Origin of the sequence: Brevibacillus sp. FSL K6-2834 (assembly GCF_038592925.1) — a bacterium.
GTDB lineage: Bacteria > Bacillota > Bacilli > Brevibacillales > Brevibacillaceae > Brevibacillus > Brevibacillus borstelensis.
This window is the reverse complement of sequence record NZ_CP151945.1, coordinates 4,919,957-4,939,276: the sequence shown is the minus strand read 5'-3', so window position 1 is coordinate 4,939,276 and position 19,320 is coordinate 4,919,957. Positions and strand designations below refer to the sequence as shown.

General features: G+C 50.7%; 16 protein-coding genes, 1 other RNA gene, 2 pseudogenes and 1 riboswitch. Of the genes and pseudogenes, 13 read left to right on the top strand and 6 right to left on the bottom strand.

Annotated elements, in window-relative coordinates; translation table 11 throughout:
- The first annotated feature begins 29 nt into the window (after positions 1–29).
- From ssrA to NST96_RS24050, 3 genes are all read left to right on the top strand, one after another.
- Positions 30–384, top strand: a transfer-messenger RNA (tmRNA) gene (ssrA, locus tag NST96_RS24060).
- A gap of 379 nt (positions 385–763) precedes the next feature.
- A complete protein-coding gene (locus tag NST96_RS24055) occupies positions 764–2,284 on the top strand; it encodes an IS1182 family transposase (RefSeq protein WP_342404896.1) in 1,521 nt (506 codons plus the stop codon).
- 561 nt (positions 2,285–2,845) lie between these two features.
- Positions 2,846–3,430, top strand: coding sequence for a Fic family protein (locus NST96_RS24050; protein ID WP_172920115.1), 585 nt, complete (start codon positions 2,846–2,848; stop codon positions 3,428–3,430).
- Between the two features lie 245 nt (positions 3,431–3,675).
- On the opposite strand, the pseudogene NST96_RS24045 reads toward NST96_RS24050, so the two are convergent.
- Positions 3,676–3,791 (bottom strand): annotated as a pseudogene (locus NST96_RS24045) (TetR-like C-terminal domain-containing protein); the annotation flags it as partial.
- A gap of 111 nt (positions 3,792–3,902) precedes the next feature.
- Here NST96_RS24045 and NST96_RS24040 point away from each other — a divergent pair.
- Positions 3,903–4,214 (top strand): zinc-binding dehydrogenase, encoded by a 312-nt coding sequence (locus NST96_RS24040; protein WP_024984208.1) that lies wholly within the window; start codon positions 3,903–3,905, stop codon positions 4,212–4,214.
- Between the two features lie 264 nt (positions 4,215–4,478).
- Here NST96_RS24040 and NST96_RS24035 read toward each other — a convergent pair whose 3' ends face one another.
- Together NST96_RS24035 and NST96_RS24030 are read right to left on the bottom strand one after the other, a co-directional pair.
- Positions 4,479–5,810 (bottom strand): HAMP domain-containing sensor histidine kinase, encoded by a 1,332-nt coding sequence (locus NST96_RS24035; protein WP_003392921.1) that lies wholly within the window; start codon positions 5,808–5,810, stop codon positions 4,479–4,481.
- Positions 5,800–6,498, bottom strand: coding sequence for a response regulator transcription factor (locus NST96_RS24030; RefSeq protein WP_171505906.1), 699 nt, complete (start codon positions 6,496–6,498; stop codon positions 5,800–5,802). The genes NST96_RS24035 and NST96_RS24030 overlap by 11 nt, the downstream gene beginning before the upstream one ends.
- Before the next feature lie 143 nt (positions 6,499–6,641).
- Between NST96_RS24030 and NST96_RS24025 the strand changes: the two genes are divergently transcribed.
- The 8 genes from NST96_RS24025 to NST96_RS23990 all read left to right on the top strand — a co-directional run bounded on the left by NST96_RS24025 (position 6,642) and on the right by NST96_RS23990 (position 15,754).
- Positions 6,642–7,178: a hypothetical protein gene (locus NST96_RS24025; protein WP_024984206.1), complete on the top strand. Its 537-nt coding sequence runs from the start codon at positions 6,642–6,644 to the stop codon at positions 7,176–7,178.
- A 30-nt stretch (positions 7,179–7,208) separates the two neighbouring features.
- Complete coding sequence (locus tag NST96_RS24020; protein WP_342404895.1) at positions 7,209–9,332, top strand: multicopper oxidase family protein; 2,124 nt, start codon at positions 7,209–7,211, stop codon at positions 9,330–9,332.
- A 426-nt stretch (positions 9,333–9,758) separates the two neighbouring features.
- A riboswitch (SAM riboswitch) is annotated at positions 9,759–9,863 on the top strand.
- Positions 9,864–9,979: 116 nt separating this feature from the next.
- Complete coding sequence (locus tag NST96_RS24015; RefSeq protein ID WP_122957850.1) at positions 9,980–10,912, top strand: ABC transporter permease; 933 nt, start codon at positions 9,980–9,982, stop codon at positions 10,910–10,912.
- A 4-nt stretch (positions 10,913–10,916) separates the two neighbouring features.
- Positions 10,917–11,864, top strand: coding sequence for an ABC transporter permease (locus NST96_RS24010; protein WP_031933194.1), 948 nt, complete (start codon positions 10,917–10,919; stop codon positions 11,862–11,864).
- Positions 11,865–11,877: 13 nt separating this feature from the next.
- Positions 11,878–12,900 (top strand): ABC transporter ATP-binding protein, encoded by a 1,023-nt coding sequence (locus tag NST96_RS24005; protein WP_342404894.1) that lies wholly within the window; start codon positions 11,878–11,880, stop codon positions 12,898–12,900.
- On the top strand, positions 12,893–13,849 hold the full coding sequence (locus NST96_RS24000) for an ABC transporter ATP-binding protein (RefSeq protein ID WP_342404893.1): 957 nt from the start codon (positions 12,893–12,895) through the stop codon (positions 13,847–13,849). Before NST96_RS24005 ends, NST96_RS24000 begins: the two co-directional genes overlap by 8 nt.
- 28 nt (positions 13,850–13,877) lie before the next feature.
- The gene (locus NST96_RS23995; protein ID WP_024984619.1) at positions 13,878–15,509 is read left to right on the top strand and encodes a peptide ABC transporter substrate-binding protein; all 1,632 of its coding nucleotides are present in this window, start codon (positions 13,878–13,880) and stop codon (positions 15,507–15,509) included.
- Positions 15,510–15,589: 80 nt separating this feature from the next.
- On the top strand, positions 15,590–15,754 hold the full coding sequence (locus NST96_RS23990) for a hypothetical protein (RefSeq protein WP_155808004.1): 165 nt from the start codon (positions 15,590–15,592) through the stop codon (positions 15,752–15,754).
- Positions 15,755–15,891: 137 nt separating this feature from the next.
- Here NST96_RS23990 and NST96_RS23985 read toward each other — a convergent pair.
- A pseudogene (locus NST96_RS23985) lies at positions 15,892–16,313 on the bottom strand (SRPBCC domain-containing protein).
- Positions 16,310–16,636: a metalloregulator ArsR/SmtB family transcription factor gene (locus tag NST96_RS23980; RefSeq protein ID WP_024984620.1), complete on the bottom strand. Its 327-nt coding sequence runs from the start codon at positions 16,634–16,636 to the stop codon at positions 16,310–16,312. The pseudogene NST96_RS23985 and the gene NST96_RS23980 overlap by 4 nt, the downstream one beginning before the upstream one ends.
- Positions 16,637–17,130: 494 nt before the next feature.
- On the opposite strand from NST96_RS23980, the gene NST96_RS23975 reads away from it, so the two are divergent.
- Positions 17,131–17,550, top strand: a complete 420-nt coding sequence (locus NST96_RS23975) for a VOC family protein (RefSeq protein WP_003390150.1) — start codon at positions 17,131–17,133, stop codon at positions 17,548–17,550.
- A 99-nt stretch (positions 17,551–17,649) separates the two neighbouring features.
- Here NST96_RS23975 and NST96_RS23970 read toward each other — a convergent pair whose 3' ends face one another.
- The gene (locus tag NST96_RS23970) at positions 17,650–18,927 is read right to left on the bottom strand and encodes an erythromycin esterase family protein (protein WP_031933190.1); all 1,278 of its coding nucleotides are present in this window, start codon (positions 18,925–18,927) and stop codon (positions 17,650–17,652) included.
- Positions 18,928–19,320 lie beyond the last annotated feature (393 nt).

Here is a 19,320-nt window from a genome sequence, read left to right as displayed (position 1 = left end):
CTAATCGGCGGCGCGATCTTTTCCATTCTGGGGGCGTTCTGGATTCGACGGGGATGGTAGAGCATAAGAAGCGAGCCGGGGGGTTGCGGACCTCGTCATCAACGCAAACGCCATTAACTGGCAACAAACAACTTTCTCTCGCTGCTTAATAACCAGTGAGGCGCTACCATTCCATCGCCCATGTGGCATGACTAGCGCTCAACTTTAGTGGGATACGCCGGAGGTCTCCGCCTGGGGCCAAAGGAAGAAGATCAATCAGGCTAGGTGCTGGGTCAGCGCGTCACTCCGCGAATCCATCACCGAAATGTAAATGAGTGACTGCGCTCGGAGATGCTTATGTATCGCTGTTTTCGGACGGGGGTTCGAATCCCCCCGCCTCCACCATACATAAAATAAGGCACCCTTTAAGAGAGCCCTGCAAAAGTCCACCTAATATCTGTAAACCGTAACCCTAGTGCCCTTAGGTACTGGGGTTTCAATTATCGAGAATGTAGCTGTAGTGGGGAGAAGCATGTTTCCGATCTGCGCTCCGGTCTACGTCCTGCAAGGATGTGAAACTGTCCGCTCCACAGCGATCCCGGGGGAAGCGCAAAACGGCGCGCAGCTCCGAAGGTTACTCATGGATTGCGCTTCTGTCTCCCCGGGCTTCGCTGTTCCGCTCGGCTGGACTCCGCTAGTCGCTCCGCCTGGAAACATGCTTCTCCTCCGAAACAGTAGGTTTTCAACAGGCTGAAACCCAGTGCCGCTTCGACACCGGGTTTTGATGTACAATAAAAAGAAAACGAAAGAGTTGGAACCATTGCTACAGCCCTCTAAACAAATCACGGCATCCTTCCATGCCGAATTATATAAACTAATTCCCGCGGATCACCCTTTACGTAAAATCAATGAAATCGTAGATTTCACATTCATTCATGAGTTGGTTCGTTCCTCTTATTGTGAGCATTACGGAAGACCTGCTAACGAACCCGAACTCCTGTTTCGTCTATTGTTTTTACAAGTTCTCTACAATCTTTCGGATGAACGCATCATTCAGGAAACGCAGGTAAACCTCGCTTATAAGTGGTTTTTAGGTTTAAATCCAGAAGATACCCTTCCTGACCCCTCTCAGTTATCCCGCTTTCGTAATCATCGGTTAGGAGCCGGAGCCGTAGACGAGGTACTCAAATCGGTTGTACGTCAGTGCATCGAAAAAGGACTTGTGAAATCAAAGACGATCATCGTGGATTCCACTTATACACTGGCAGCTTCGCCAAAACAAAAGCCTCTTGAAGTACTGCGAGATGCGGCGAAGCGCTTATTCCGTATTGTGGTGAAAAAGCATCCAAAACTTGAAAAGAAACTCCCGAGGTTACCGGAGTTGAAGAAGGATCAAGAGGGTGCCGAGAAGATCATGCTTCACTACTTGGCGGAACTTGGAGAGACAGTCGAGACTTTGTTACCCGATCATGAGGGTTCCATCTCGGAGAAGATCAAGGTCGCCAAGGCCATCGTGGAAGATGAGCGTCTGCTGGCCAATAAAGGCATTATGTCGGCCATTGATCCAGATGCCCGCTTTGGATGGAAGAGCAATACGAAATCCTTTTTTGGCTACAAAGAGCATATTGCCATGACGGATGAAGAAATCATTACGGCTGTGGAGGTCACCGGAGGAAGTACGGATGACGGAAAACAATTCAAAGAACTTTTGAACCAATCGCTTGACGTGGGAATAGAAGTACAAGAAGTGATTGCTGACACCGCATATTCGGGTAAAGATAACTTGGCCGAGATGAAATCCAAGGGGATTAAACCTGTCGTCCCGCTAAACCCCGTCGTACATAATGGGGGACTGAAGCAAGAGGGCTTTGAGTACAACAAGGATGCAGACTTTGTTATTTGTCCGGCAGGACAACATAGTATCCGAAAGGCTGTCCAAGGAAGCAAGCAGAGTGGCAAAAGTCGTTCTCTCGTTTTTTACTTCGATACGGAGAAATGTAAGACATGCCCACTTAGGGAAGGCTGTTTCAAACCAGGAGCAAAGAGCAAGACCTACTCCATCCGGATCGTGGCGGAACCCTACAAGGCGCAAATCGAGTTTGAAAACAGCGATACGTTCAAAGAACGTATTCGTCGCAGACCGATTATTGAGCACAAAAATGCTGAATTAAAAAGGTATCATGGGATGACCAAGGCCAAGTACCGTGGTCTCTTTCGTATGCGAATACAGGCAATACTTACGGCTTTCGTCGTAAATGTAAAACGGATGATAAAATTGGCAGAAAAAATGCAGCCCGTCTCTTAAAGGAGAATGGACTGCATTTTTCGTTAAAGTCCTTTTTTGTAAAAAAAATACTGTGCGTTACCCGATCCGCAAACCTCAACAGAGGTATTTTGCAGGACTCTCCTTTAAGGGTGTTTTTTTATATTTTGGAAGGTGCTTCTAAGCTCCTTAAGATAATAAATATAACCATATCATATAGCTTTAAGACACCCTGTTCTCAACTCATTTAGCCTTGCTATAACCATGTTGATGATAAATCCGAATGCAATCAAGTCATTGGGGAAGGAGCGCAACGAAGCATATATGTTTGTTATAATGGGAGTAATGGGATATTCAGATTGCAAGGGGGACAAACTTAAATGCATATGCATGTAGTAAGTTTGCGAAGCAACAGGAAAAGGGTGATCGTCTTGAAAAGATACTCACAGCAAAAGTTGCGACGTGCTCTATTAAATGCGAAAGCGTCCTTGGAGATTGAGGGGCTCTTTTTAACACCGCAGGAAGATCGTTTATTGTTGGATCGTGCGGAGGGGAAAATGACGTATAGCGAGTTTTTAGCACGAGCCAAGGAAATCGCAAAAAATGGATGAACAAGAGCATATTAAGTATTGTTACCCCGGCAGTGAAGCATTGATCAATCTTCCCGGATTTAAAGAACAAGCTCAGCTTGATGCATTTGAACGAATGGTGACAGTTGAGCGATTAAGAGCTCTTTATCTAAGACCCTTAAAAGGAAAGTTCGATAAAAAGCATTTATGTGATATCCACAAGTTCATTTTTAGAGATGTTTACCCCTTTGCAGGCAAAATACGGGACGAAGACATTTCAAAAGGCAATTTCCGTTTTGCCACGGCACGATTCTTACATGAGCAAACCGATGAGTTGCTAAACAAACTGCAGCAAGAAGGTTTTCTGAAGGAATTACCTTTTGATAACTTTGTGGACAAGCTAACCTACTATCTAACCGAACTTAATGTCCTCCATCCATTTCGGGAAGGAAACGGCAGAACTCAGCGCGAGTTTATTCGATGCTTAGCTTTACAAGCTGGGTATCAGATAGATTGGACAAAAGTTGAAGGCTCGAAAATACTTCATGCAATGATTCTTTCTCCAAGAGATGATTCGGAATTGAAATACGTTATGAAAAAGGTTTTGTCGAAAAAATAACCAGCGAGGCTTCCCGCCGCGCCGCATCGGCCCGTGTGCCGTAGATCGGGCTCAACTTTAACGGGCTACGCCGGAGGCCTCCGGTGGTTCTAGATTCGCGAGCTATTACGTTCACGGACAGGATCGTTTCATAATGATTTGGAGGAAAACAAATAAGTAGCGTTGCATTTCCGGTGTAAAAACAAATTTGAGTAAAGATCGAGAGCGTCCCGGCAATTACCGAGGACGCTCTTGTTATATATCAACTACAGACTTCTCCCTAACAAAACCCCGACTTGTTTGGCCATAACTTGCGGCGGGTACGGCATTTCATTTCGATCCACCACTCAATTACCCCTACATAGGCGTTCCCGGCAAGAAGATAGCTGTGGTTGGACTTGGGGGGCTTGGACACATGGCTGTGAAGGTCGCCCATGCCATGGGGGCAAAGGTTACGGTTTTATCACAAACAGTAAAGTAGAAAGAAGACGGTTTGCGGCTTGGCGCGGACCATTATTATGCCACGAACGATCCAGAGACATTTAAAAAATTGGCTGGTTCGTTTGACCTCATCGTAAATACAGTCAGCGCGAAGATCGATCTGAACGCCTACCTATCGCTGCTGGCAGTGGACGGTACATTGGTCAACGTCCGTGCCCCGGCGGAGCCGTTGTCCGTTCATGTATTGTCTCTTATCGGTCAGCGGCGGTCGTTTGCTGGATCGATGATCGGCGGGATTCGCGAAACGCAGGAAATGCTCGACTTTTGCGCCGAACACTCCATTACGCGTCTTACAGGAAACTAACGGGTATCGATCGCTGAATAATGACACGAAGGCAGCCGACAAGTTCATCGGCTGCCTTTTTCTCAACTGAGGACAGGAATGTCTAATGGAGCGGGAGTGGAACGGGGGTGATAGCAACTATCCCCATACTTTTTGAAGAGGGAGTCCCTGCTTAGTTCGAGCCAGGTCGACAACATGCTGAATATAGGCAGTTTTTGCTCGGCCCTCATTGTCGGAATGATATTGTTCAGCCATCAGAGTCTGTCACAAGATTGCCTCCATCCGTCACATCGGCAAATAGACTTTGAACACAGAACCTCTCCCCACTTCGCTTTCCACCTCAATCCACCCCTGATGAGCCACGATGTTCTGCTGCGCGATCGCGAGCCCGAGACCTGTCCCGCCGCTCGGGCGGGCACGGGAATGATCCGCTCGATAAAAGCGGTTGAAGATATGAGGCAAATCCGCTTCGGGTATGCCGACCCCGTTGTCTTCCACCCGGATACAGGCGTATGGCTGCTGCCGGTCGGGCAGGTGTACGGTTTCCGCATGGAGGCGGATTTGGCCGCCGGGATTCGTATAGTAGATGGCGTTCGACAGGATGTTATACAGCGCTTGGAGAATCCGGGATTTCTCAACCGACACAGGAATATTCTCTTCTTCGGCGTGCACGGAAAGCTGTATGTGCTTATCCTCTGCCATAAACCGGGTCTTCGCCGTGACATCCTCCAACAACACGACCAGGTTTTCCGTTCGCGGGTGCAGTTCCATCATGCCGGCCTCAAGCCTGGACAAATCCAGTACATCATGGACCAAACGCGACAGCCGCAATACTTCATCGAGAAGGGAAGCTTGCTTGGCCGGAGAAAGGGGGGCCCCGGTCTCATGAGCCAGCTCCAATTCCCCTTGAATGATCATCAGCGGCGTTTTCAATTCGTGGGCGACATCGGACATCAGCTGTTTTCGGGTTCGTTCCGCGGCTGCCAGCGAATCGTTCATCTCCCGAAGAGCCTTGGCAATCGCTCCAAATTCATCTTTCCTTTGTTCCGGAAAGATGGCTGCAGCGTCGCCTTTTTTGATGGCCTCGATGCCCGCGATGATTTTGCGGATAGGGCTTGTCAGTCTCCAGGACAACAAAAAGATGGTCAGCAGAGCCGCGACAAAGGTGAACAGCAGGGAAGCGATGCCGATATTGGGCAGTATGCCGTACCACATCTTCTTAAACTCATACGTCTTGAACTGACTGTCGTTCATCACGTACAGCCTGCCGATCCTCTTGTCACCCGAGGCAAGCACGAGTTTGTAGCCGTCATTGCGTAGTTCATCCGCGCTTAGTTTTCCTTGCTGATACAGGAAGTTTCCATCTGCAGACAAAACGATTCCGGCAAAGGGGGCGGAATACTCAAACCTGGCATCGCCGACATGTTCCCATGAATTGCCGTGGTCCCTATAGAATTGTTCGAACTCTTTCTTTAGTGATTCAAAAGCAGCTTTATCCTCCAGATAAGCAAAATCACGAGAAATATAAAACTGTGCATGCGTGACGCCGAGCAGAAAAAGCAGGAGCAGCACGATCATTACGCTCATCGTCAGGAACAGCTTGGTTCTAATTTTCATGTTCCGCTCCGAATCGGTAGCCGAATCCGTATACCGTCTGAATGTAGTCGGAGGTCCGGCCGCCGTTCTCTATTTTCTTGCGGAGCTTGCTGATATGGGAATCTACCGTCCGTTCGTCGACGACAAATTCCTCCTCGAAAGCGTGCTGCAGAAGCTGCATGCGGCTGTACACCCGTCCGGGCTTCGACGCCAGCAGGTGCAGGATTTTGAATTCGGTTGGAGTGAGATGCAGCTCCTCTGTCCCTTTAAACACCTGCAGACTGTCCTCGTGAATCGTCAAATCGCCTCTTCGCAGCACGCTGCCGGACCCGTCGCTTTCATTTCTGTTCATCCGTCTCAAGAGGGAACGGACTCGGGCGGAAAGCTCCCTCAAGCTGAAAGGCTTTGTCAGGTAATCGTCCGCTCCCATTTCGAGGCCGACGATTTTGTCGGTTTCCTCGGATTTGGCCGTGACCATGATGATGCCGGGAGAGCCGATCTGTCTGAGCTGCCGGCAAATGTCCAGTCCGTTCATTTGCGGAAGCATCCAGTCCAGGAGCACAATATCCGGTTTGTGTTTTGCAAAGAGCTGCAGGGCCGTTTTGCCATCTATCGCTGTTAGACAATCGTATCCTTCGCTCTGAAGAAACGATTCGATGAGCGATGCGATTTTGATTTCATCCTCTACGATCAGAACTTTACTCCCCATTTTCAACCTCCCAGTACTGCCCATTTAATACCAACTTTATCGGATATCTGTGGCCCTCACAATGTGTAAATAGGTTCACCACAAGTTCGCAACATTTCGTTGGTAGGATGGCTAACAAAGAAGCTGTTAGGGAGGATTGGAGTATGGGTTACAAATTGTCGATCAGGAAAAAGCAATTGCTCATCATCATCCATGTGCTTTCGGTCGTCTGCTGGCTTGGCGGAGCGATGGTCATGCTGCTGCTCGGTATGTATATGCTGAAGGCGGAGAACGGCGAGCAGCTGTATTACACCTTGGACAATATGCATTTGGTCGATGTTGTCTTCATCCGGTACACCGCTGTAGTCGCGCTGCTCACCGGCATTGTCTTGTCCGTTTGGACGAATTGGGGGCTTTTCAAGCATTACTGGATCTTGATTAAGCTGATCCTGACTGTATCGTTGATCGGTTTCGGCATCGGGTATATGGCAGACTGGTTGTCTCAAATCGTTCGGATCGCCGAACAGGAGAGATTCCTTGCGCTCGGCGATGCTGCCTTCCTGAACACTAGTTATTCATTGATTGGCGGAGCCATTGCCAATATCGTCTCGCTGATCTTTATGACGGCGATCTCTTATTTCAAACCGTTTGGAAAAATCAAGCCGATCGTCCGGAAGCCCAAGCAAGAAGCGGCAAAATGACGAAGCATCCGATCACGAGGAGGGGAGACCATGTTTGAAACCATTTCCAGCATCGTGCTTACGATCTGTATGACCCTGTTGTGGGGGATCGCCGGTATTGTGGCAACAGGCCTTCCTTACTCGCAAACCAGCGACAGCTTGAAAAAGAGGAGAGCTTTCCTTCTGCGGGTGGGTGGCGCGGCGCTTCTTCTGAGTGCTCTGTGGTACGCGATCATCATCGGCCAACTCGTTACGAGCGGCTGGCTGTTTGTAGAGGGAACGGTCAAAGCGATTATCCCGCTGACGTTGCTTTCTCAATTGTATTTGACGGTAACGGTATGGCCCCGGTTAAAAAGCTTGCGGGACTCCGGTGGAGATGCACCGACGACGGAAGCGTTGCGCACAGTGGCTCATCCATCCGTACCGCTGTCCTTTTATGCGGCAGCGCTCGCATCCGGCATTGCTGCTTTCAGCACCGTCTTTGCCCAGCCTGTTCTGCCCGGCCCGTTTGAGGTCGTTCAACGGATGATGCTGGTTGCGCTCCTTTTGCTTGTGCCGGCGATTTTTGCAAGAAGAAGGTACGCGAAGGTTGTACGGGGGGAACCGCTTCAGCGCGGGCTTGTTTACAGGATGGTCAACTTCGTTGCTGCTGGTACGCTAACCGCCGTGGTCGCAATCGCCATCCTTGTATCAAACGTACTGGCGGGAGTGCAAGCCTCCAAGCTGCCGGAAGCATCCGACATGATGAATCACGACCGGATTGACGAAGGGGGCGGCGCGGCTACACGGATGTCTGCAGGCTCCGGGCATCATCGTCATGAGCAGCATGGCGCTCATCATCAAACCGGCACGGGGACAGTTGAAGTAGCAGCTCTGACCGGAGATATTTCCGCTCCTGCCGATGTGAAGTTCGAACTGGTGGCACAGCAAGAGAAGATACCGCTTGCGTCTGGAGCCGTGATCGATGCCTGGACGTATAACGGCGAAATCGCTCCCGAGCTCAGGGTGAAGCATGGCGATATGGTCGAAGTGAAGCTGATCAATAAAGATATCGATAGCGGAGTGACGATTCATTGGCATGGCTATAACGTGCCGAATGCAATGGACGGCGTGCCGGGGATGACGCAAAATGTCGTGAAACCGGGGCAATCGTTTACTTACAAGTTTCGGGCCGAGCAGGAAGGGACGTACTGGTTCCATTCTCATCAGCAAGCGTCGGAGCAAGTGGTGAAAGGGCTTTTCGGCACGCTGATTGTCGAGTCGAAGCAGGACGCGGAAACCTTTGACGAACAGTTTACCGTCATCAACCATCGCTGGACGACCAGCCAAGGGTATAAACATGCCTTTGGAAAAGAAGACGGTTGGCAAACGAAGCAGGTAAAGCCGGGGAAGAAAGTAAAGCTGAGAATCATCAATACGCATAAGCTTTCACAAAAATATCTTCTGCAGGGGACCGATTTCCGAATCACGAGCATTGACGGGATGCGGATTCAAGACCCGCAGCCATTGTCCGATCAAACAGCGTTGCGGCTTGGTTCGGGCGGCAGATACGACGTGACCTTCACGATGCCGGACCGTCCCGTTCTCTTTAAACTCGGCGATTACAAGAACACGAGCAATCCTGGCATCATTTTTTATACCGAAACCCCTCCGGAGGAACCGATCTTCAAGGCGGAATCTGCCGAGTTCGACCCGTCCGATTACGGTAAGCCCGTCACAAATGACGTCACGGCAGCGAAAAAATTCGATCGGGAATTCCAGATGATTCTCGGAAACGAGATGGGATTTTACAACGGCACGTTTCATTTTTTGTGGACGATCAATGGAGAGGTGTATCCCCGGGTGCCGACTTTTGTCGTCAAAGAAGGCGATAGCGTCAAAACGACCTTTGTGAATAAAAGCTTGACCGAGCATCCGATGCACTTGCACGGGCATCATATGACGGTTTTGAAGAAGAACGGCGAGAAGGTGAAGACTCCATGGCTTACCGATACGTTAAACGTGCTGCCCGGCGAATCGTATGAGGTCGCATTTGTCGCGGACAATCCGGGCATGTGGATGGACCACTGCCATAACCTGGATCATGCGGCGACCGGCATGATTTTGCATCTTATGTATGATCATGTGCGGGCTTCTTATGAAGTTGGGACGAGGTCTGGGAATTTGCCGGATTAGGCGATTGACTCCATGATGATAATGCCATATAAGGTTAAGAAAGAAAGGAAAGTGATGATATTGCTGTATTTATTTTCTTTCTTTACATTTCTTTTTTTAATAGGAGCATTGAAAAGTTTCTTTAGTTCTATCGAGTCTTTGAATAACTCCAATTTGACAAGATTTAAAAAAGCAGCAAACACATGTATAGTGTTTGGGATATTATTTGTTCTTTTTCTATTGATCACTATTGCTTTTATATTTATTACATTCCAGTAAGATAGAAAGTAACTATCGTCAGATCTCGTAAATTGATTTTTTTGTCCATTTCTATGAAAGCTGTAACAAATAAACAAAAATCAAATGCACTAAAACCGCATTGACATATCCAAGTAAAATGATAAGATAAAAAAGAATTTAGTGAATGAAATTTAACTTCATAAAACATTCTTATCGAGAGTGGTGGAGGGACTGGCCCGATGAAACCCGGCAACCTTGGTCTGATGGACCTTACGGTGCTAAATCCTGCGGAGTTATTCTGAGAGATAAGAAGGTGGGAACCGTACAAATCGCCCCTCTTCTTTCTGGAGAGGGGCTTTCTGTATGTATAATCCATAGTATTCGTATTTATTTACTTAGTATTACAATTGCACAAAGGAGGAAACAACGTGCTTCATTATGCGGTCAAGCGTGGCTTTCTCATGCTGGTTACGCTGTGGATCATTGTCACGGTGACGTTTGTGATCATGCACCTGATTCCGGGCGACCCGTTCGCGTCTGACGCCAAAATGCTTCCGGAAGAAGTCGTGAAAAACATGCGGGCCCAGTACAACCTGGATGAGCCGATCCCTATGCAGTACCTGCTCTATCTGAAAGGCTTGGTGCAATTTGACCTGGGGCCGTCCATCCAGTCCAAGACAAGGGACGTGAACACGCTGATTGCGGAGGGCTTTCCCGCCTCGGCTGTTCTGGGGCTCCAGGCGTTTCTTGTCGCGCTGGCAGGTGGGATCACAGTCGGAATCGTCGCGGCGCTCTACCAAAACCGGGCGTTGGATTTTCTGTCCATGTTCGCGGCCATCGTCGGGATTTCCGTCCCCAGTTTTATTCTGGCACCGCTGTTGATCAAATACATGGCGGTCAAATGGGAGCTTTTGCCCGTCGCGGCTTGGGGGAGCTGGGAGCATTCGGTTCTTCCGACGCTTGCGCTCGCCATCGGGCCGCTTGCCATTATCGCCCGATTCGTACGAGCCAGCATGCTGGAAGTCTGGCAGCAGGAATACATAAGCACGGCGGAGGCGAAAGGGCTTGGCACCTTTTCCATCGTCGTCAGACACGGGATGCGCAATACCATACTGCCGGTGCTTACCTTTGTCGGTCCGCTGTTTGCCAACCTGATGACCGGAACCTTTGTGGTGGAAAAGATTTTCGCCATTCCGGGGCTTGGCAAATACTTCGTGGAAAGCATTTTTAACCGCGATTATCCGGTCATTTTGGGAATGACTGTTTTTTACAGCTTTGTGCTCATTTTTACTTTGTACATCATCGACCTGCTGTACCGGGTGATTGACCCGCGCATCAGATTGACGAGCGGAGGGAGATAGCGTTATGGCCAATCAGGCAACACAACTGGATTCGCTGTTTCGACCTGTCGACCCAAGCCGGCTTGCCGGGGAAGAGCGGGAACGTCCCAGCCTCGGGTATTGGCAGGAGGTATGGCAGCGGGTATGCCGCAACAAGCTGGCGATGCTCGGGTTCTTCCTGCTCGCGGCGGTGGTGGCGCTCTCGATCTTCGGACCGATGCTCGTTCCTCACAGCCCGCATGAGCAGTCGTTGACGCAGGGGAATCTGCCGCCCTCGGGCGAGCACTGGTTTGGAACGGACGATCTGGGCCGGGACATGTGGGCGCGTACCTGGATGGGCGGCCGCATCTCTTTGTTTATCGGTGTGGTGGCGGCGGCCATCGACCTGGTAATCGGTGTGTGCATCGGCGGCATTTCCGGATACATGGCAGGAAGGAGCAGGCTGGGTGACCAAGTGGACAACATCCTGATGCGGCTGGCTGAAATTCTCTACAGCATCCCGTATCTGCTGGTGGTGATCCTGCTGATGGTCGTTCTGGAGCCGGGACTAGCCACGATCATTATTGCGCTTTCGCTGACCGGCTGGGTGGGCATGGCCCGCCTGGTCAGAGGACAGATCATGCAGATCAAGCGGCAGGAGTTTGTGCTGGCGGCAGAAAAGCTGGGCACCTCCCATGCCAAAATCATCATCAGGCATCTGCTGCCCAATACGATTGGCGTGATCATCGTCAACCTGACCTTTACGATTCCGCATGCGATCTTCGCCGAGTCGTTTCTCAGCTTTCTCGGTCTGGGCGTGCAAGCGCCGACGGCCAGTTGGGGAACGATGGCCAACGACGCGCTGGCGGTTGTGCTGAGCGGGCAGTGGTGGCGGCTGTTTTTTCCGGGATTCATGATTTCGCTTGCCATGTTCGCGTGCAACGCGCTCGGGGACGGTCTGCAGGACGCGCTGGACCCGCGCATCAGGAAATGAGGGGGAGTTCATCATGAAGCCATTGTTGGAAGTAGACCAGCTGCGCGTCTCCTTTCGCACGTACGGCGGAGAGGTGCAGGCAGTGAGAGGGGTGTCCTTTTCCGTGAGGGAGGGAGAGACGCTGGCCATTGTCGGAGAGAGCGGCTGCGGAAAAAGCGTGACCGCCCGGGCATTGATGGGGATGATTCCGCCCCGATCCGGCCAGGTAAAGAGCGGCAGCATCCGGTTTCGCGGGCGTGAGCTGACCCGGCTGACGAAACAGGAGTGGCAGCAGGTTCGCGGCTCGCAGATCGGCATGATCTTTCAGGACCCGATGACCTCGCTGAACCCGACGATGAAAATCGGGACACAGATTGCCGAAGGGCTGATCAAGCATCGAAAGCAGACGAAGGCGGAAGCAAAGGAAGAGACGCTGAAGCTGCTGGAGAGGGTGGGCATTCCGGAGGCGGCGAGGCGGTATGAACAATATCCGCACGAGCTGAGCGGAGGCATGCGGCAGCGTGTCGGCATCGCCATGGCGCTGGCCTGCCATCCAGAGCTGATCATCGCCGACGAGCCGACGACGGCGCTCGACGTGACCATTCAGGCGCAGATCCTTCGGCTGATGAAGGAGCTGCAGCAGCAGTTGAACACATCGATCATTTTGATCACCCACGATCTGGGCGTAGTCGCAGAGGTAGCCGACCATGTGGCGGTGATGTACGCGGGCGCAGTGGTGGAGAGCGGCCGGGTGGAAGAGATTTATGACAACCCGCGCCATCCATACACACAGGGGCTGCTGCAGTCTGTGCCGCGTCTTGCGGCAGGAAAAAAAGAGCGGCTGGTCCCCATCGAAGGGACTCCGCCGGATTTGTTTCGTCCGCCAGCCGGCTGTCCGTTTGCCGCCCGCTGCCGCTTTGCTATGGAAATTTGCCTGGCGCATATGCCGCCAGCCGAATCGTTTTCCGATTCTCATGAGGCGAGCTGCTGGCTGAACGACCCGCGTGCCCCGAAGGCGGAAGCGTGGATTGCAGCAGGGAGGGAGACATATGCTTGACAACATCGTGGAGGTGGAGAATCTCGCCAAATCGTTTGAGATTGGCGGCGGCCAACGGGTCAGGGCTGTTGACCGCGTTTCTTTTGCCATCAGGCGGGGGGAGACGCTCGGTATCGTCGGGGAAAGCGGCTGCGGCAAGTCGACGCTGGGCAGGACGATCGTGGGCCTGTACCCGGCTACTGCGGGGCGCATCCTGTTTCAAGGAAAAGACCTCGCCAGGATGGACAGACACGAAAGGCGGGAAGCAAACCGCCACATGCAGCTAATCTTCCAGGACCCGCAAGCCTCGCTTAATCCGCGGCTCAGGGTGGGCGACATCATCGCCGAAGGAAGCGACGCCTACGGATTGGCAAAAGGAAAAGAGCGGGAAGAACGCATCTACCGCCTGCTGGAGCTGGTCGGACTGCACCCCGGCCACGCCAAACGCTTTCCGCATGAATTCAGCGGCGGACAACGGCAGCGCATCGGGATCGCCCGGGCGCTTGCTGTGGAGCCGAGCTTTATCGTGGCGGACGAGTCCATCTCCGCACTGGATGTATCCATTCAGGCGCAAATCGTCAATTTGCTGGCAGATCTGCAGGCAGAGCGGGACATCACCTATTTGTTTATCGCGCATGACCTGGCGATGGTAAAGCACATCAGCGACCGGATCGGCGTGATGTACCTGGGGCAGATGATGGAGCTGGCACCGGGCGAGGAGTTGTTTGCAGCACCGCTGCATCCGTACACGCAGGCTTTGATCTCCGCCATGCCGGTCTCCCATCCTGCCCAGCGCGAAGAGCGGGAGCAGATTGTCCTGACCGGAGAGATGCCGAGCCCGATTCATCCGCCAAGCGGGTGCCCGTTTCGCACCAGATGCCCGGCGGCCCAAGGCGTCTGCGCCGAAGCAGCGCCGGAGTGGAAGGAGGTGAGGCGCGGACACTGGATCGCTTGCCATTTTGTACAGTAGACAGAGGAGAACAAGGAGGAAATCATCGATGAAAAAAGGATTGCTCGCTTTTGCCGCACTGCTGGCGCTCGCCGTGCCTGCGCTCTCCGCATGCGGCAGCGATAAGCCGGCTACGTCTTCCGATCAACAGACGGGGGCAGCCGTCAAACAAGTCATGACCGCCAATCTGCGGGGTGAACCGTACACATTGGACCCGGCATTCGCTTCCGATACCACCTCGTACTGGGTGATCGACCATCTGTACGAAGGACTGTACCGCTACGGCCAAAACGGGGACATCGTGGAAGGCGCAGCCGAAAAGGTGGAAGTCTCCCCGGATGGCAAAACCTACACGTTTACCCTGCGCCCCGAGATGAAATGGTCGAACGGCGATCCGGTAACGGCGCATGACTACGAATACTCCTGGAAGCGTGTGCTGAACCCGCAGACTGCCGCCTATGAACCATCTGCGCTCTACTACATACAAGGCGCGGAGGCGTACAACTCGGGCAAAGGCAGCGTGGATGACGTGCAGATCAAGGCAAAGGATGACCGCACACTCGTCGTCAGACTGAAAGACCCCATCACCTATTTCCCGAAAATCATGATGAGCCGCGCCTATCTGCCGGTGAACAAGAAAGTTGTGGAAGCGGACAAAAACTGGGCAGCGGAAGCGAAAGGCATCGTGACCAACGGCCCGTACACTGTGGAGAGCTGGGACCACAACAGTCAGCTGACCATCGCCAAAAGCCATAGCTACTGGGAAAAAGACAAGGTAACGATGGAGACCGTCCACTTCAAGATGGTGAACGAAGCGACTACCTACTACCAGATGTTCAAAACGGGAGAGCTTGACCTGATCGACTCTTTGCCAATCGACGTGATTGAGCAGGAAAAGGGAAAAGAAGAGTACAAATCGTTCCCGGACTACAGCATTTATACGTACACGTTTAACGTAGAGAAAGAGCCGTTCACCAACGCGAAAATCCGTCAGGCCTTTTCCTACGCAATCGACCGGGACATCCTGACGGCAAACGTGACCATGGGAGGCCAGCTCCCGGCGTACGGCTACACGCCATTCGGGGTGAAAACTCCTGCGGGCAAGGACTTCCGGGAAGAAGTGGCGCCATACTATCAGTTCGATCCGGCCAAGGCGAAGCAGCTTTTGGCGGAAGGCTTGAAGGAAGAAGGCTGGACAGAGCTTCCGCCGATTACGCTGAAATACAGCACGGCGGAAAACCACAAGAAGATCGCCGAAGCGCTGCAGGAAATGTTCAAGAAAAACCTGGGCGTGCAGGTGAAGCTGGAAAATCAGGAGTGGAAAACCTACATCGATACGTTCAAGCAGAAAAACTTCCAGATCGCCCGCATGGGGTGGAACGGCGATTACCTCGATCCGCTCGCGATGCTGGAGCTGTACACGGGGAAAAGCTCCCGCAACTTTACCAACTGGGCCAATCCGAAGTTTGACGAGCTGATCGAAAAAGCGAAGGTCGAACAAAACGAGGAAGCGCGCATGAAGCTTCTGCACGACGCCGAAACCGTGTTGATGCAGGATATGCCGGTCATCCCGATCTATTTCAACAACGAAAACTACCTCAACAGCAAAAAGATCGAAGGTATCCGCTTCAGCGTAACCGGGACACCGGACCTGCGCGGGGCAAAAAGATTGGCTGAGTAACCTCACGGACCCGGAATAAAATCCCTCAGAGGCACTCATAGTAAGAAGGGTGTTTACCGCAGAACAGGAGGGGGACAGACATGTCCAGACCGAACAACAAAAAGCCGAATGATCAGCAGCGGGAGTCGCAGGACTTTTTGGCAAAGCAGGGGGATCGAGTAGAGGGCGAGAGCGAGCTGGTGAAGCGGATGTACACGGAAAACGTGGAGCCGGTCGCTTCCGTCCAGCGAAACGAGATCGAATAAACGAAACCAGCGTGGTCGAAACGTCTGAGGGGCCATGGCATGGCACAGCAAAAAACCGGAGCGATTACGTGCTCCGTTTTTTGCTGTTTATCGCCTCGATACGGCTGTCGCCATTGATGCATAAATATTGAATGCGCTTATTGTTCCAACACCTTTTCAAGCTCGCCGCACCATTTGGTCCAGCCATACTTAGCTCCACCCAGTGCTTGGGCATTTGAGAATCCGGTTTGTTCGAGATGAAGGTTAACCTTTCCGTCCCCTACATCCTGCAGCGTCCAGGTGATCGTATGCTTCTCCTCTCCGCTGCCCCAAGTATAGGACAATCGGTGTGGCGGGTCCACGATAAGCACTTCGCCTTCAACAATTCCATCCCAATATTCGTTCGGTTCCGTACGAAACTGAAAACGGTGTCCTACGACGGGTTTAAAATCATTTTCCATTGCCTGACCGGTGTGGATGTTGACCACCCACTTGGCAAGCTTGCTTGAATCGGTCAAGGCGGTCCAAAGCTTCTCCATCATGTCTTGTACTGAAAATCCAGGGATAAGGTTAAACTCATTCTTCTTCCTCCTCTAATAGTTGGCTCAAGCGCAATATATTCGTACTCCAGAACTTGCTGTAGAAAGCCACCCAATCTTGAATTTCTCTGAGTGGAGAGGCGTTCAGCCTATATCGCGTTTCTCTGCCGACTTTTCGATCAAGTACCAGTCCGGCCTCTTTCAGGACTGTCAAATGCTTGGATACCGCTGTACGGCCCATTTCAAAATGCGTGGTTAACTCATGAAGCGGCATCTCCTCTGCCTCTGCCAACAGACGAATCAATCGGCGCCTGGTTGGATCTGCAATCGCGTCAAACACATCCCGCTGGTTGTTCTCGTTCACAGCTACCCGCTCCAAAAAATATGATTTTATGTAGGAGAAATCTATGGTGTACTAAGGGACAGCCGTTGATTTCACCACCTCCTTACAGTATGCAACTCTTCGGACGCAGTGTCCACGAGGCGATATTTCGTCAGCATGCACTTTTTTCAATCTTTTTTCCTCTGACTGGTTTTCTACTTTCGCAGTTGTTTCCGTACCAATAAGCTTGCTCATTGGTTTTCTTCTTTTAATTGGTTCAAGTCAAACTTATTCAGATTCAAACTTTACAAAATGAATAAATCGTCATTCGGACACCAAATGGTGTCTGTTTTGATAATACGACACCATTTGGTGTCCTGTCAAACAGTATTTTTTGCACCACAGCTTGTTTGAATGAGAGGCTGATAAATGAGCAGAAGAACCAATACAATGTTTGGGTTATTGAAGATAGCAATTGAAAAGAAATCAACGCATTTGATAAAAGGTATGATGGGAAAAAAAGGAGCTGATCTAGGATGACAGTAAAACTTACCCCTTATGTAAATTTGGAAGGGAACGCAAGGGAAGCGATTCAGTTTTATGAACAAGCGATAGGTGCCGAAGTCCTCACCATCATTACTTACGGTGATATGCCGGAAATGCCTGATACTTTTACGGATGAGGTAAAGAATCTTGTGGCACACGCAAAGCTGCGTGTGGGTGAAACGGAACTCATGTTTTCCGATGCTCCAACCGGTTCGTCTATTCCCAAGGGCAAACAGGTAACCATTTGCCTTTCAACGAATGACGTGGAAAAATCAAAACGATTTTTTGAAGCCCTGCAGCAAGGCGGTCAAGTGAATATACCATTTGAAGAAAACTCTTTTAGCCCAGGGTTTGGCGATGTAACTGACAAATTTGGCGTGACCTTTCAAATTTATACGGAAAGCAGATAGAATTAGGAAAGAGAATGCCTTTTTTGCATCAGCAAAAAGGGCATTCTCTTTCTTTAAACTACGGTATGATCAGCAAGGAACCCGACAATTCCCGCTCCGTTACTCTTTTAACATTACCGAAGGAGTAGCAGTCCGCACGAAAATCAGCGCATCAAAAGCTTTCGCCGGAACCATCTGCAACGTATACATCTTTTCCATTTTTTCATACAATCCGCTAAAGACTGCTCCGATGGCACTGATGGGCTGCGTTTTATTCAGGTAGGCGGTGAAACTTTCATTATTTTTGGCCTTTGCAAAATCCAGGAATCCATCCTGCATGTTTGTCTGTGCAAACAGTACAGCCAGCCGATCGTTGCCGCTATTTTTTACATGAAACTCCTTTCGCTCATTGGTAAAGGCGTCATTGGCAATAAAGGAGCTTTCGTAAAATTCACTGCCGATGGCGTAATACTGGTCCCCAAAGGCTTTGGCGAGATGGGCCCCCATGCAAGTGGCTGTTCCTGCGGTAGTGGAGGTTTTTTCAATGTGTCCATTATGTCCGGTGATGAACAGTTTTTCGCGACCGTAATATTTCTTTTCGTAGGACAAGACCCACTTCACTTTTTCCGCCATATAGAAATCGCGGGTATTGCTATAGTTGGCATTGGTTCCGCGAAGAGTAGCGTTTTGCTTGATCGCCTCGGCAAAGGCCAGTGCCAGCTCATATTCTCGCTCGGAGCTTTTGGCGATATAAACGGATTTATTTTCTTTCATACGCTCCATCAGGCTTTTCATATGGGAGAGCCCGTCTTGTACGGTGGCTTTCTTTTGATCATACACTGTCTTGTCATTCAGATTCGCAAGTGCCGTCTCATACTTGGAGGCAAGTGGCGGGTCCACCTTTTTCAAGTAGGAGAACAGCCCGTTTTTGTTGTGGTCATAGCGCTGCATGTCAAACCCGTAAAAATGAATTTTGTCTTTTGCATCCCGATGCTCGTTATAGGAGCGCATCCAGGAGAGAAGGGCTGCCATTTCTTGCGTATTGTAGATGGTAAATCCGATTGCCTTTGCCGCATCTTGGGCAGTTCCGCTGCCTCCCAGTATGTATTCGTTGACCTTTTGCCCTCCGCCAAAATCGCCTTCGATGGCGAATACGCGATATCCTTGCTTTTCTACGAGATGCTTGAAAATATCCAACTTTAGCATCGTAAATTGCTTGTTGCCATGTGTAGCTTCCCCAAACCCGATAATGGTTTTCGAAGGAAGCGCCATTTTGGAAACAGGGACGAGGCTGGATTTCACCGACTGTTGCAACGGGTTGGTGGATACCGCTTGGAAACCTGTCAGTACACTCATCATGATGAGCAAGCTCATGACGATCAAGAGGTTTTTTTTCATATCGTTCTCTCTTTCTTGAGTTGATCCTTGCTTTGATAAAAGATGACAACCGCATATGTCATCTTCCTTTTGGATTGATAGAAACGTACAAGGCTCATCTAATGGTTTTTCTTGCCATTTACATAATTATACTCTTTTCGGATACGTTTAACTACATTGAATTAATTTTATCCCAGTTCCAGTTTCATTTTTCGTCCCCGCGGAAAAGGGTTTTTGTGGAATTTGCGGAATAGTCAAATGAAAAGTTGCATTATCCGTTAGATGATCAGTCCGGCTAAGTAATTTTTTGGATGATTTATACAGTTCGTTTCACGCCAGAATCTTCGCTCAGGTAGTTGCGTTCCATAATGGACCGAAGCCATTTTGCCTCGGTCCGTTTCTGCATGATCGGAG